The sequence below is a fragment of the Microcoleus sp. C2D2 genome, assembly GCF_036702495.1.
Lineage (GTDB): Bacteria > Cyanobacteriota > Cyanobacteriia > Cyanobacteriales > Microcoleaceae > Microcoleus.
Genome location: NZ_JAUBTO010000011.1, coordinates 55,883 through 71,299, shown reverse-complemented (window position 1 = coordinate 71,299; position 15,417 = coordinate 55,883). Strand labels below are relative to the sequence as shown.

Here is a 15,417-nt window from a genome sequence, read left to right as displayed (position 1 = left end):
CATCTGGCACTCTTGCTTTCTTTCTGTGAAGTCGTGTCACAATCTTCGTGAAAATGCGTAAAAGCTAGGCGCCGAGTCTGATTAATAAATAGCTGATTCATGGTAGCGCGATCGCCCTAACTTTATGCCAGTTAGGGCGATCGTTTTTTTGTGGTGCCAGAATTGCGCCCAAGTAAAAGATTGCGTAATTATTTTGACAGCAGGTACAAAAACGCTGATACTGATCGGTAAATTGGCTAGGCTTGACTTCTATAGCAACCGCCAAGACGGTTAGGACATTCTTAATCGCTGAAACCATTGCTATTACTACTTCTTCCTTCTTCCTTCTTCCGACTTCCATCGGACTTCTTCCTTCTGCTATAAAACTCAGCAAAACATCTACCTTTAGATACATCATGCCCAACATTACCCTCTACGACGCGATTACCAACCTTCCAGCCGGAACGCCCCCCGGCATAGGCACGCCCAGCGGCACCGCCCTTGCTTACCTACAGATACCCTTACCTTCGACAACTCCACCTATTGTTGCTTATGAGGCGGAGGGTGCGTTTTGGCCAAACACAACGGGCATCAATACTGCCACTATCTCCCCTGCCAATAGCCCTGGCTATGCGGGTTACAGCAATTACAATCCACAATCGCTGCTTACTCCGACACCAGCGATATTGCCGCCTTTCACCGCGGCCACATTAGACCGCACGGCTGGTTATACGATATCTTTTAATGCAGCAATTCCCACAGAAATTAGCAATCCCAACCGCGCTGGTTTCAGTGTCACCGCTATTAGCAGCGACGGCTTGAACGGTTTAGAATTGGGTTTTAAAAATGGCATAATATTCGCTCAGTCAGAAAATTTAGAAGAGTCGGAAAATGTTAATTTTAATACTACTACTAATAACAATTATGTCCTGAAAGTACAAGGACTAAATTACCAACTTTTTGCAAATAATTCCGCCGATCCCATTTTAACAGGGTCACTGCGTCAAATCGAGTTTAACCCAGGACAAACCCAGTCTCCTTTAAGTTTCAATCCTTACACATTGCCGAGTTTCCTATTTTTTGGTGACAATACTGACCAGGGAAGCGCTACATTTCTTTTGGGCAGGATAGCTGTTAATGATTTGCCTGTTGCTAGTCCCGACAGTGCGATCGCAACTGTCGGCACTCCTAATATTAAAATTAAAGTCCTGACAAATGATACGGGCGGCACAAAGGCACTGAGAGTGCAGAGTGTTACTCAACCAACAGGCGGCACTGTTACTGTTGACGACTGGATTTATGCAGGAGGAAATTTTACAAATATTGGCGGGCAGCCGCGCAATAATATTGCCCGGTTGTATGGCAGCGACGGTACGGCCGATGCTACTTTTAACCCGAATGCTGACGGTCAAGTCAGGGCGATCGCGATCGATGCCAACGGCAACCCAGTAGTAGGCGGCTATTTCACCAATATCGGCGGGCAGTCGCGCAACCATATTGCCCGGTTGAACAGCAGCAATGGGTTGGCAGATCCTACTTTTAATCCCAATGCGGATGATTATGTCGAGGCGATCGCGATCGATGCTAACAACAACCCAGTAGTAGGAGGCCTATTCAATACTATCGGCGGGCAACCTCGCAATTATATTGCCCGGTTGAATAGCAGCAATGGCACGGCCGATCCTATTTTTAACCCTAATGCGGATAATTGGGTTTACGCGATCGCGATCGATGCTAATAACAATCCAGTAGTAGGTGGCTTTTTGACCGAGATCGACGGGCAGACACGCAATTATATTGCCCGGTTGAACAGCAGCAACGGTACGGCAGATGCTACTTTTAACCCTAATGCGAATAATGCAGTCTATGCGATCGCGCTTGATGCTAATAACAATCCAGTAGTCGGGGGGAATTTTACCAATATCGGCGGGCAAGCGCGCAACAGAATTGCCCGGTTGAACAGCAGCAACGGCACGGCAGATGTTACTTTTAACTCTAGTGCAGATAGTATAGTCTATGCGATCGCGCTTGATGCTAATAACGATCCAGTAGTCGGGGGGAATTTTACCAATATCGGCGGGCAAACGCGCAACAGAATTACCCGGTTCAACAGCAGCAACGGCACGGCAGTTCCTACTTTTAACCCCAACGCAGATCGGGAAGTCTATGCGATCGCGATCGATCCTAATAACAATCCAGTAGTCGGGGGCAATTTTACCAATATCGGCGGGCTGCCGCGCAACAGAATTGCCCGGTTGAACAGCAGCACTGGGTTGGCAGATCCTGCTTTTAACCCCAACGCGGACGATAGAGTCCGGGCGATCGCGATCGACCCCAAACGCAGCATTGTCTACACCCCAAACGCCAATTTCAACGGCCTCGACACCTTCTCCTACACAGCAACTGACGGTTACAGCAACAGCACATCAACTGTCAGCGTCCTCGTCAACAATTCCCCAGTCCTCAACAATTCCGGCACGCCTAATTTAACAGCAATTAACGCCAACGAAACCAACAACAGCGGCACATTAATATCTGCTATTATCGGCACCCTAATTACCGACCCCAACGATGTCATTTCCCAGCGTCCCAGAGGCATCGCCCTCACAAATTTAGATACTACAAACGGCAGTTGGCAGTATACGACAGATGGCACAACTTGGAATAATATTACTACTGTTCCTACGGCTGCAACTGCACTGTTGTTAGCAGCCGACGCGACAACCCGCCTCCGCTTCGTTCCCAATCCTAACTACACCGGAACAGTTACTAACGGCATTACCTTCAATGCTTGGGATCGAATTACTGGCACTAACGGCGGCACGGCTAATGTCACAACAGACTTAACAACTAACGGCGTTTCTAGTCCTTTTAGTACCGCCAGCGAAACTGCCAGCATTACAGTTAGTCCTTTACCTACTATTACTAATATCACATCAACTCAGGCAGATGGAAGTTACGCGATCGGTGCAACTATTCCCATTACCGTCACATTCAATCAACCAGTTACTGTTACGGGTACGCCGCAGCTTACCTTAGCCACAGCCGGTGCAGGTACTCTCGTTAATTATGTTAGCGGCAGCGGCAGCAATACTCTGACATTTAATTACACAGTAACAGCCGGCAATAGCAGTCCCGACTTAGATTATACCTCCACAACTGCCTTATCTCTCAACGGCGGTACTATTAAGAATGCTGCCAATGCTGCTGCTGTCTTGACTTTGCCGAATCCGGGTGCTGCTAATTCCTTGGGCCAAAATAAGGATCTTGTAATTGATGGCATTGCCCCAACTGTAAATCCGACCACTATTGCTGATATTACGGCGGCGGGGGGAACCAGTCAAAGTTTTACTGTTACTTTTAACGATAATAGTGCGATCGATGTTACAACTCTCGACAGTTCTGACTTTTTAATCAATTGGTCAGGCGGTAGTATTCCTGTTAGCTCAATCGGTGTTGATACTAATACTAATGGCTTGACGCGGGCCGCGAGTTATTCATTTACTCCGCCTGGGGGAAGTTGGGATATTGCAGATAATAATCCAACTTACAGTATTAATCTGCAAGGTAATCAAGTTAAAGATACTGCTGGGAATCCTGTAGATGCTACGACTTTAGGAACCTTCAGCGTTAATATTACCGCGCCAACTCCGACTCCGACTCCGACTCCGACTCCGACTCCAACGCCGACTCCGACTCCAACGCCGACTCCGACTCCAACGCCGACTCCGACTCCAACGGAAACTCCGACTCCGACTCCGACTCCAACGGAAACACCGACGCCGACTCCAACGGAAACTCCGACTCCGACTCCGACTCCAACGGGAACACCAACACCGACTCCGACGGAAACTCCAACACCCACACCATCGGAAACACCGACTCCAACGGGAACACCAACTCCCACTCCGACGGAAACTCCGACGCCCACTCCAACGTCCACACCTACTCCGACTCCAACGGGAACCCCGCCGACCGAAACGCCGAGTCCGACTCCAACGTCCACACCTACTCCCACACCACCGTCCACCCCGACTCCGACGGAAACACCTACTCCCACGCCATCGTCCACGCCGACGCCAACCCAATCGGGAACACCTACTCCCACCCAATCGGGAACACCGACTCCGACTCCAACGGAAAGCGATTGCATTTGCGATACTATTCCTGGGCCAAACTTCCACCAACCAAATCAAGTTGACAATATTATCAACAGCAATGGTAGCGATGAAATTCAGTTTGGCACTGCGGGAAATGATGCTTTTTACGGCAGTCCCAATCCCAACATTTTCGATGGGGAAAAAGGCGACGACAACCTCTACGGCGGTGAAGGCAACGATATCCTTTACGGCAACCGAGGTAAGGATTTTATTGACGGGAACAAGGGAGTCGATCTCCTTTTTGGAGGCAAAAATAATGACATCATTGTTGGCGGGGAAGGTGAAGATATCATTTTTGGCAATCGCGGCAACGATTCCATAAATGGCAAGGAAGATAACGACTTAATTTTTGGTAATGAAGATGCTGATTTTATCCACGGCGGTAAAGGTAATGATTCTGCATTTGGCGGCAAAGGTAATGATGTTGTGTTCGGTGCCAAAGGCAACGATCTTCTCTACGGCTATTTTGGCAGCGATACTCTCTGCGGAGGGGCTGGAAATGATTTCTTAAGCGGGAATCAAAGTAGCGATTTGCTAGATGGCTGCGAGGGAAATGATACTATCTTTGGCGGGGCTGGTAGTGACACTCTCATTGGCGGTTTGGGCGATGACATTTTAATCGGAGGTTTGGAGAATGATAGTCTAGCTGGAGGTCTAGGAAATGACACGTTTGTGTTAGAAAGTAACGCCGGATTTGATGTTATTTCTGATTTCACGTCAGGGCTGGATGTGCTACAATATAAAGGCGCAAGTATTGGGGGATTGGCAATCAGTCAAATTCCCGAAGGCACTTTAATTAGTCAAGCAAGTGGGGAAGGTTTGGTGCTGTTGGTAGGGGTGCAAGCTAGTGCGATCGCACCACAGCGATCGATATATAGCGGTTCGATCGCGTGGTGAGGTATGCCCTATGCCCTATGCCCTATGCCCTATGCCCTATGCCCTATGCCCTATGCCCGTGGGCCAGATAGTACCTCATGTTACTGAGAAAGGCTATAATTTCACTTTAGTGAGTAGTCGATCGCCACTCGATCGCGCCCGCCCGACTTAGCTCGATAAAGTGCCTTATCCGCCGCTTCAATCAACATTTTCGGGGAATTTTGACTTTCGGAAACGCCCGCAACTCCCAAGCTGAGAGTCACACAATCGCTGACAACAGACTTGATGTGGGGAATTGCTAAGGCTTTGACGCGCTGGCGGATTCCCTCAGCAACAGCCTGTGCAGCCACGATATTCGTATTTGGCAAAATTACCCCAAATTCCTCGCCGCCGTACCTAGCAGCCAAATAGAGGCGTTCTGCGGGTGCGTTCGTGCAAGCATCCCCGATCGCCCGCGCCACTTGCTGCAAACAAGCATCCCCGGCTTGGTGGCCGTAATTGTCGTTGTAAAGTTTAAAACAGTCAATGTCGCACATAATCAAAGATAGCGGTTCCTCCGAGCTCGACTGCTCCCATTCCCGGTTGATCACCTCGTCAAACCGGCGGCGGTTAGCTAATTGAGTCAAACTGTCCAAATTCGCCAACGCGTCCAACCGCTGGTTAGCAGCAGCTAACTGCTGGTAAAGTAAAGATTGTTCGATCGCGATCGCCACTTGAGTGCCCAACTGACTCAGCAAATCCACGTCAAACTGCTGCCACTGGCGGGGTGCCGAACAGTGGTGGGCAATCAACAAACCCCACAACTGCGGCACTTGACAAGAAGGATTGCCATCGCGGTGTTCTATTCCCTGCTGGACAATCGGCACTACCAAATTTGCCTTCACCTGACACGCCACCAAAAAATTAATGTGACACTCGGTCAAATTAGAAGCATGAATATCCTCTATGGCGCGAATGCGGCCCTTTAAATACTGTCCGATGTAACTATCGGCAAAACAGCAATCGTCAATTGCCATCTCCTTTAGTGGCATCCATCCTTCTCCAACCGACTCCACCACCACATCTCCGTTCCAGTCGGGTCGGAAGCGGAAAATCAGCACGCGATCGGTTGCCAAAAACTCCCGCACTTCCGCTACTGTAGTGTTGAGAATATCTTGCAGATCCAAAGAAGAACGGATGCGCGATTGAATCTGTGCAATCAGGCGTTCCCGTTCTATTTGTTGCCGCAGCGCGACTTGGGCTTGCTTGCTTTGAGTAATGTCCCGACCTTCCGGCAGCAGCAATACTATTTTGCCAGTTTCATCCGCGACCGGCTTGAGAGAAAAATCAACAGTTGCCGTCCGATTTACGCCTTGAACTTCCACTTCATAGCGGACAAATTCACCTTTTGCCGATCGAGAAATCGCATCTTGCAACTGTTGGCGAACTTCCTGAGAATCTCCCCACCACGGCAACAGCCAAAACGGTCTATTTGCCACATCCCGCAGCTTAATTCCCGCGAAATCCAGAGAAGTTTGGTTAGCTTCCAGGAGAGTGCCGTCCGGTTTCAACAAGCTCACAAATTGGAAAGAAGAATCAAAAATTGCCCGAAAGCGCCTTTGAGAATCTCCCAACATTGCCGTCACCTTTTCGCGAGAGGTAATATCGCGGAAGCGCCACACCCTGCCAATAATATTATGTCCGACTCGAATCGGCTGGGTGTAGCGCTCAAAAGTGCGGCCGTCTTTAAATTCTAGAATATCGCAGCCTTCGGACTCCGCATCGCTATAAATTTCTTTAACTCTCTGCAAAAAAGCGCTCGGATCTTTAACTTGCTTGGTGAGAAATGCCAGCCGCACCGTTCGATCCATTGAGTTTCTAACTTCTTCATAAATTCCCCACATTTGGACTAACTTTTCGTTAAAACTAATCAGTTCTCCGGCGGTAGTAACAGCGAGAATGCCGTCTGCCGTTGCTTCCAAGGTAGCGTGCAGCAGAGAGCGCGATCGCTCTAATTCTGCTGCGATTAATTTGCGTTCTGTGAGGTCTCGCACTGCTTTCACCTGCACTAAACGACCTTCCCAAAATACGAATTTGCTGCGCACGTCAGCGGGAAAAGCAGTCCCGTCTCGCCTGATAAAAATAGTTTCACAGACTGTATTGCTAGCTGCAGAAATCATTTGCGGCGCCTGTTTGTATGATTTCGGCGACAGCAGTTCCAGCAAGCTCATTCCCGCCATGGACGCAGGTTCGTAACCGAACAGCTCGGCAAACTTGTTGCTGACGCTCAAAATTGTGTCGCGGTCAGCCACCGCAACTGCTTCAAAATAATCTTCGCATTCGAGCAAGCGCGCTGCTGAGCTGCTGCTGCCATTTTCGCCGGAATAGCTGTTGTTAATTAGCTGTTGTAATTGCGTATTTGCCGAGTACAAAGCGGTCATGGCTTGCCTGTACATAGCAGTGCGCTTTTCGACTTTTGCTTCAAGTCTATTGCGATATTCTCGCAGTTTTTTTTCTACTCTAATTAAATCAGTAATATCTACTGCAAACACAATCACGCCAGCGACTTGACCTGTTTCGTCGCGGTAAGGTATTTTATCTGTCCGCACCCAGCATTTTTGACCCGAGACAGTTGGCAGCAGTTCGATTTTGCCGTGTTTGGGAAGGCCGGAATTGATTACTTCCAAATCTTCTAAATAATATTGCTCTGCTTCGTCTGGATAGATTTCATAAAAAGATTTACCTTCTAATTGAGCTGCGGGCAAACCTCTCGATGCAGCGGCGGCTTGATTAATTCGCAGCAGGCGGCTTTCGGTATCTTTGTACCAAATCATCGCCGGCACGGAATCAAAAATAATTTGCTGTTCTTGTTGCTGCCGGCGCATTTCTGCTTCTGCTTGTTTTCTTTTAATTATTTCTTTTTGCAGTTTTTGGTTGGCTTTTTTGAGTTCAGCAGTGCGTCTGTCTACTCTTTCTTCTAGTTGATCGTAGTATTGGGTCAGCAAGCTTTGCTGCTGTTCGCGCCGCATTGCTTCTAATTTAACGCTTTCGCTATCTGACAAACTTGACGATACAAATTCGGCTAATATTTGGGTTAATTCCTGTTCTTCTTCTGTCCAATTGCCCTCGGAACCGTGGCGTTCGGCACTGACTATTCCAGCCATTTGACCTGCCAGCACAATCGGTACGTTTAACAGGGAATTCCTGTCCCGATCTGCCAAATAAAGACCGACAAGTTCTCGCGTTCTCGGGTCATTTTCTGCGGCCACTGTTGCGATCGCAGTTGCGGATTTTAAAGCTTGAAAATATGCCGGACAGTCGGCGGCTGTGATGATTATTTGTACGGAATGGAGTTTAGTATTTTGTTCGTAAAGGTCGATGCAGTGAAGCTGCGTTTTGTCTTCGCCGTACAGCCAAATACTGGCTCGATCGCAGTTGACTATACTGACAGCGGTTTCTGTTACTTCGCGGATGAATTGTTCTATATTGTTGCGTTTTTTAATTTGAATTTGGGCTAATTTTGCGATCGCCAAAGTTGGACGGCGCCAATTTTCTCTTTGTTTGGACGGCGCCGATAGCGTGGATGACTGCCAAGCGGGCTTAATTTCTTCGCAAACTAACAGTACAGCCGGCCCTTGAAAATTGGGAACAGAGCCACCGTTGGTATTTTTCTCTATTTTCCACTCAACCGCCGGCATGGCGCGCGCGGTTGCTTTTACCGTGATTACCCTGCCGTCTTTGCAAGTCAAATAACCTTCCCAACAGGCAACTTTTGGAGTTGACGTACCGTTTTCCGGCAGGGCTAGTCCGGCAAATTCTGCCTGCATTTCCCCTTGATATTGGCAGTAAAATATGTTAAAAACTGAATGACAAATTAATTCCTGCGATTTGTAGGCGAGGCGAGACTCGCCGAATTGATTGAGCGAAAAAACTCTTCCCAAAGCGTCAAGGACGAAGTAAATGCCAGGAAAATTGTCGTAGAGAGTTCGATACCAATCCTGTGGGACTTGTTGGCTGCACGAAAGTTTTGCTGCGGCGAGCTCGTCCTCCGTGCCGATTAAGTAAGAATTGTTGGTTTCTGGGTTGCTTGAATGACTTTTTTTAGCAAACACTTTTAGCTTAACTCGACTGTAATTAATTTTACTTTCTGGAATTTAACTTCCTTGTGAAACTAAATTAAACCTGTTGTTATAAAAAAGTTACAAGTTGTAACAAAATTACCACTTGTCCAGCACCCTGCTTTTCGCTTTCCAATGCAACCACAGTGTTTGTTTGTAGTTGGTAGACCCTCTGCCGGCGATATTTCCCGCTAGTTGCAATGCCAGCAGGTTTAGCTGCAATTACCCGGTCTGTACTTTTAGCATCCTAGACAATGGAAAAAACCGACTATCCCTGATTTCTAAGTATATATGATAACACTCAAATATTTAGTATTGGCAGTGACCTACTTGGGATTCGGTTTGGGATATTGGCCGGGGCTGCGGATGAACTGGGCGGCGGTTGCAATTGTTGGGTCAGCTTTTGCGGTGGCTTTGGGGATACTCGACCTGAAAACTGCTTGGCGGGCGATCGACCCCAGTACGATGTTTTGTGTTGGGAATGACGATCGTGAATATACTTAATTTGACTGTTTAATAAATATTTGCAATACTTAAGTTAAGTATATCTTATAATACACAATCGGTCAGGGGCTTTAGTCCGATAGTTTATACTTAATTTTGTCCAGCAAACGCTAAGGAGGTAAGGAAGAGTGACTACCCAACCCGCTGCGAAACCCCGACTTAATTCTGCGTTCAAACAACTGATGTCTTTACACTGGGCGATGTCAGCTTGCTATTTAGTGGTGTTTATTACCGGTGCGTTTATGGCTCGATTGCCGGATGAATTGTTTGTTCGAGGCCCCCTTTACGATTTTCACAAATCCGTAGGGGTGCTGACAATGGCTTTGCTGACTTTGCGGATTTTAACTCTGCTGCGGGTATGGTGGAAAAAATATACGAAACGCCTGCCAAAGTTTACCAAGGAATGGTACAAAAATTTTGCTCTGCACGCAACTTTGTACGTTTTTATGTGGCTAGTTCCGGTTGCTGGTTTCTTACTTTCTAACTCTTACAAAAGTAACATTGTGAAATTTTTCGGAATTCCTTTGCCGGATCTGTTTCCGCAGAATTCCGAAATGGTTGATGTGGGAAGGAGTTTGCATTTTTGGCTTGGATACACGTTTTTAGCGTTCGTAATTTTGCATATTTTAGAGCAGAAGAAAGTTGTCAGAGCTAATTGGCGCAGGTTGACAAATTTTGTTGGCACTAAGTTCGCAAAGTCTCAAAAGGTTGGATAAATTTGCGATGGGGTATTATTCTGAATTGGTAGCGGTAGGGTGCACGCTGCCTACCGTACATAATTAGTTGATGCGTCCAGGACTATTTATGATAAATGGACTGCAAAACTCGCTATTTTCCACGGTGATATTTTGAGACTTCTGGCATCGTCTGACTTCTGGGGCAAATTTATGGGTTGTTCTAATAAATCGACAGGCTGACTAATCGCCAAACCCAAATTGCTCTTTAATTCCAACTTCGCCTCTTCACCGTGGCACTCGTAACACCGCAAAATCCAGACATTAGAATCATCTTCCGATTGTTTGAATGCCATCAGCACTAAATTTTCGGCGGACAAATCTAAAAGCTTGCCATCTGCGGGCAGAGTCTTGTGGCCATTTTTCTCTAACTCGGGTAACACCTTTACTAGCATACGATCGTTTTGTCTTGGGAATGACGATCGTGAATATACTTAATTTGACTGTTTAATAAATATTTGCAATAATTAAGTTAAGTATATCTTATAATGCACATTGTACCAGGGGCTTTAGCCCGATAGTTTTTACTTAATCTTGTCCAGCAAACGCTAAGGAGGTAAGGAAGAATGACTACCCAACCCGCTGCGAAACCCAGACTTAATTCTGCATTCAAACAACTGATGTCTTTACACTGGGCGATGGCAGCTTGCTATTTAGTGCTGTTTATTACCGGTCCATTTATGTCTGAATTGCAGAAAGAATTCTTTATCCGAAATCCGCTTTACGCTTTTCACAAATCCGTAGGGGTGCTGACAATGGCTTTCCTGACTTTGCGGATTTTGACTCTGCTGCGGGTATGGTGGAAAAAATATACGAAACGCCTGCCAAAGTTTACCAAGGAATGGTACAAAAGTTTTGCTCTGCACGCGAGTTTGTACGTTTTTATGTGGCTAGTTCCGGTTGCTGGTTTCTTACTTTCTAACTCTATCAGAAGTAATAATGTGCCATTTTTCGGAATTTTTTTCGTGAATGTGTTTCCGCCGAATCCCGCAATGGTTGAGGTGGGAAGGAGTTTGCATTTTTGGCTGGCGTACACGTTTTTAGCGTTTGTAATTTTGCATCTTTTAGAGCAGAAGAAAGTTGTCAGAGCTAATTGGCGCAGGTTGACAAATTTTGTTGGCACTAAGTTCGCAAAGTCTCAAAAGGTTGGATAATATCAATTCCGGTTACACCGGAATGATGTTGACTGTTGACTGTTGACTGTTGACTGTGAATCGAATAGCTGAAGATTGCGCCGAGATAGGTGGCGACTTGTAAAAATAATTCATGAATTGCCCTCTAATTTATCATTCCGATGCAGCCGGAAACGATATAAATTTGCGGTGGGGTACTATTCTCAATTGGTAGCGGTAGGGTGCACGCTGCCTACCTTACATAATTAGTTGATGCGTCCAAGACTATTTATGATAAATTGACTGCAAAACTCGCTATTTTCCACGGCGATATTCTGAAACTTGTCCCATCGTCTGACTTCTGGGGCAAATATATGGGTTGTTCTAATAAATCGACAGGCTGACTAATCGCCAAACCCAAATCGCTCTTTAATTCCAACTTCGCCTCTTCACCGTGACACTCGTAACACCGCAAAATCCACACATTAGAATCATCTTCCGATTGTTTGAATGCCATCAGCACTAAATTTTCGGCGGACAAATCCAAAAACTTGCCCACTGCGGGCAGAGTCTTGCGGCCATTTTCCTCTAACTTGGGTAACACCTTTACTAGCAGCGGTAAATTCAACTCGTACCCCTGTCGAACCGTACCTGCCTCCTGCCAATTTCCGCTGTGGGGATAGACTGCACAAGTAAATTCGGAAACTCCTACATCTGCTTGTTCATCCGGCCAAGTCGAACCCCGAAGCAATGTCAGCCGAATTTGATTTGGTTGAATGTCGCAACCGTATTTGCAATCATTGAGCAAACTCACTCCAAAACCGTCATTGCTGATATCAGTCCAGCGCAAAATCGGCACTTCCCATTTGGCTTTTTCGGCGGGTGTTTGCGGCTTGGTTGTGCGTGCGATCGCACCTGCGGGAATTTCGCAAGTTGCAAAATCTGCTTCTACATTTAACCCAAAAGCTGCTTTTACTAAAACGTGACTTTCTTGCCAATCTGCAACTGTCTTGATTTTCAGCAGCGGCGAACCTATTTCTACTATATAATCTTGGCAAAACTCCGATTTGCCAATTTGTCGAACTACGCGCAAACTCTGCCGCAATTCGCCCTCCTCTACCCAAGAAATATCTTTGAGTGTCGGCGCGGGTAATTGATGTTTTTGATAATTTGGGTCGATGTTCCAAGCATCCCAATATTGACCGCTGTCTTGAAATGCTTGCAGTTGATTGCCGCCTGCTGCATTCAGGACTTCTCTGTTATTTACTTTATCCCAAATGCTGGATAAATCCCCGGTTTTTCCGTCTACTGTTGCCCGAATAAATTCATTTTCTAAAACCATCTCTGCGGCTGCAAAATGCGTTTCTTGACAAGGTGTGTTTTTTTGTGCTATACCGTATGTAAGTTTTGATAAATCTGTCTTTTTGTCGGTTTCTGGACTCGCGCAGGCATTATCCACAGTTTGAGCGTCTTCGTGACAGAGCCAAAACACCTGGTAGCCAAGGGCGGGGAGATTATTTGCCGAAAATAACAGTGTAGAGTGCGATTGCGGTCGATCGCCCCTGACAATCTGCGAAGCGAGTCGCCGTCGGGAAAAATCGTAAATTTGCCAAGCTGAATCAGCGGCATCGGGAAGCGGTACGGCGACAACCTCAGAGCGCGACCAATTGAGGGTATTGAAAATCAAAATTGGTTGAGCGTCGGGCCGAGGAGGGGAAGGGAGAGAAATTTGAGCCGAGATTGCATCCAAAGATTTTAGCAGGATTTCGCGACAAGCGCGATCGACCTCGGCAAAGGCTAGATTAGCATCCGCATAAACTTGGGCGATCGCAGAACCGGGCAAAATATCGTGAAACTGGTTAAACAAAATTTGTTTCCAAGCTGATTCTAATTCTGATTTCGGATAAACCGCACCAGTACAAATCGTTGCCAGCGAAGACAGCAACTCAGCTTGGTAGAGCAATTCTTCGCAGCGGCGGTTTTGGCGTTTTTGGTCGGCGCGAGTCGTGTAGCAACCCCGGTGGAATTCTAAATAAAGTTCGTCTTGCCAAACGGGAAGAGTTTTGAGTTGTGAGATGGGAGGATTTGCATCCTTCATTGCCGACAAGTTGGAAAATTCTAGCGCCCCCAAATTCTCCTGATTGTCCGATTCGGGAACATCACGTTCTGGCCTAGTTGTCGCAACTTCAGGCAAAAACTGACTCTCAATCAAAGACAAATAATCAACCGCTTTCGCAAACTCCAACCTTGGGAAAAAAGGCGACATTTTCCAGCGTTTCGCCACCTCCAACATATCGCGAGTCGGGCCACCGCCGTGGTCGCCAACCCCAGGCAACCAAAGAGCATCTTGCAAATTAGTTTTAGCTTGCCAGTCAAAAGCATGACTTGCCATTTTTACAGATTCTATGCCTTCACCAATTGGAGAAGACATCATGCTAAATATTTTAGTACCGTCCAACCCTTCCCACCAAAATGCACCGTGGGGAAATTCCGTTGTATCGTTCCAAAGCAACTTTTGCGTCACAAAATAGTCAACTCCGCCTTGCCGCAAAATCTGAGGTAATTGCCACCCAAAACCGAAAGTATCCGGCAGCCAAGCTACCCGCATCAATTGCCCAAATTTTTCTTTTGCGTAACGCTGTCCGTAAAAAACTTGCCGCACCATTGATTCAGCGGAAATCAAGTTTAAATCCGGTTCTACCCACATCCCGCCGACAACTTCCCAGCAACCCGCCGCCACCTGTTTTTTAATCGCAGCAAATAAGTCCGGCAGATGTTCTTCCATCCAAGCATAAAGCGCCGGAGTTGAATGGCAGAAAATCAAATCGGGAAACTCCGATTGCAATTTCAATACCGACTCAAAAGTTCGCTGTGCCGCTTGCCAAGTTTCCGGGACAGGCCACAACCAAGCTAAGTCTAAATGAGCGTGACCCACCAAATATATTTTAGCTGTATGTATAGATGTCAGAGCGCCATTTTCTCCTATATATATAGATGTAGCATTGCTATTTTCTCCAACCTCAAAAACCTCATCCCTTCTTCCTCCCTCTGCGGTCTCTGCGCCCTCTGCGGTTCCCTCATCTAAATCCCCAGAAAAAGCCCGCAGATATCCCAGTAAATTGTGCCGCAAAACAGACAGCGAGCGATCGAACTTTTCGCGATCGCACACAGCCGACCAATCGATCGAACCCAGGGCCAAATCAATCTGAGATTTCAGCAATTCCCCCTTGACAAGAATTGCGCTATCGCCTATTATTTGAGTGGGAAGGTATTGGGAATTTAAATTTTCCAGATTACCCAACAGCGAATTATGCAAAATCTCTAATTCGGCAGCCACAAAACCCGGATCGAAACAAGAAGATTCAGCAGCTTCGTACAAACAAATCGATCGCACTAAAGCCCCGCTATCGTGACCCGGACTTACCAACCGCAAAATTACTAAAAATTCATCTCCGGGATTAACCGACGAACTCAACAAAACTCGATCGGCACAATCAAATAAATCTCCCTGCCCGACTAACTCGCCGCCCACAAAAATTTGCGCATCTTCTGCCCACCAAGTCAAGCCCAGCAGCAACCGCAAACCAACCACAGGATAGCCGTGCAAATTGTCAGGAATTACAAATTGCTGGCCCAAATACAAAACTTGCTTCCCCGACGGCCAAGCAATATGTCCTTTGCCGTTAAGTTCGGCAACAGGCCAGTTACAAATATTTACTGAAGATACAGCAGAGTCAGAATCGCAGTACCTCCAACCAGACTGAACCTCCACTTGACTGAGGCGGCGCAACTTTTCGACAGTGGCAGAAAGATTGTTGCTAGCAGGTGACGCAGAAGCACTCATTTTTAGCTAAAATAAAACTTGTGTAGGAATCAAGGATCGGATTGAACCGCGAAGACGCGAAGGACGCGAAGAAATAAAGGTTTCAGAGGGTTTGAAGCTGCGATTAATATC

At 46.8% G+C, this 15,417-nt stretch carries 8 protein-coding genes; 4 read left to right on the top strand and 4 right to left on the bottom strand.

The window, feature by feature from the left end:
• Positions 1-97: 97 nt before the first annotated feature.
• Positions 98-397 (bottom strand): hypothetical protein, encoded by a 300-nt coding sequence (locus tag QUB61_RS06345; protein WP_333125254.1) that lies wholly within the window; start codon positions 395-397, stop codon positions 98-100.
• On the opposite strand from QUB61_RS06345, the gene QUB61_RS06340 reads away from it, so the two are divergent.
• Positions 396-5,036: a choice-of-anchor Y domain-containing protein gene (locus QUB61_RS06340; RefSeq protein WP_333125257.1), complete on the top strand. Its 4,641-nt coding sequence runs from the start codon at positions 396-398 to the stop codon at positions 5,034-5,036. The genes QUB61_RS06345 and QUB61_RS06340 overlap by 2 nt on opposite strands.
• Positions 5,037-5,137: 101 nt before the next feature.
• Here the strand turns inward: QUB61_RS06340 and QUB61_RS06335 are convergent, their stop codons facing one another.
• The gene (locus tag QUB61_RS06335) at positions 5,138-9,106 is read right to left on the bottom strand and encodes a PAS domain S-box protein (RefSeq protein ID WP_333125260.1); all 3,969 of its coding nucleotides are present in this window, start codon (positions 9,104-9,106) and stop codon (positions 5,138-5,140) included.
• A gap of 297 nt (positions 9,107-9,403) precedes the next feature.
• Between QUB61_RS06335 and QUB61_RS06330 the strand changes: the two genes are divergently transcribed.
• Both QUB61_RS06330 and QUB61_RS06325 read left to right on the top strand, forming a co-directional pair.
• The gene (locus QUB61_RS06330) at positions 9,404-9,616 is read left to right on the top strand and encodes a hypothetical protein (protein WP_333125262.1); all 213 of its coding nucleotides are present in this window, start codon (positions 9,404-9,406) and stop codon (positions 9,614-9,616) included.
• Positions 9,617-9,744: 128 nt separating this feature from the next.
• Entirely contained in the window at positions 9,745-10,332 is a 588-nt protein-coding gene (locus QUB61_RS06325) for a cytochrome b/b6 domain-containing protein (RefSeq protein ID WP_333125264.1), read from the top strand.
• 86 nt (positions 10,333-10,418) lie between these two features.
• Here QUB61_RS06325 and QUB61_RS06320 read toward each other — a convergent pair whose 3' ends face one another.
• Positions 10,419-10,745, bottom strand: a complete 327-nt coding sequence (locus tag QUB61_RS06320) for a glycosyl hydrolase-related protein (RefSeq protein ID WP_333125266.1) — start codon at positions 10,743-10,745, stop codon at positions 10,419-10,421.
• Positions 10,746-10,916: 171 nt separating this feature from the next.
• On the opposite strand from QUB61_RS06320, the gene QUB61_RS06315 reads away from it, so the two are divergent.
• Complete coding sequence (locus QUB61_RS06315) at positions 10,917-11,504, top strand: cytochrome b/b6 domain-containing protein (RefSeq protein WP_333125269.1); 588 nt, start codon at positions 10,917-10,919, stop codon at positions 11,502-11,504.
• A gap of 247 nt (positions 11,505-11,751) precedes the next feature.
• Here QUB61_RS06315 and QUB61_RS06310 read toward each other — a convergent pair whose 3' ends face one another.
• On the bottom strand, positions 11,752-15,306 hold the full coding sequence (locus QUB61_RS06310) for an alpha-mannosidase (RefSeq protein ID WP_333125272.1): 3,555 nt from the start codon (positions 15,304-15,306) through the stop codon (positions 11,752-11,754).
• Between the last annotated feature and the right edge of the window lie 111 nt (positions 15,307-15,417).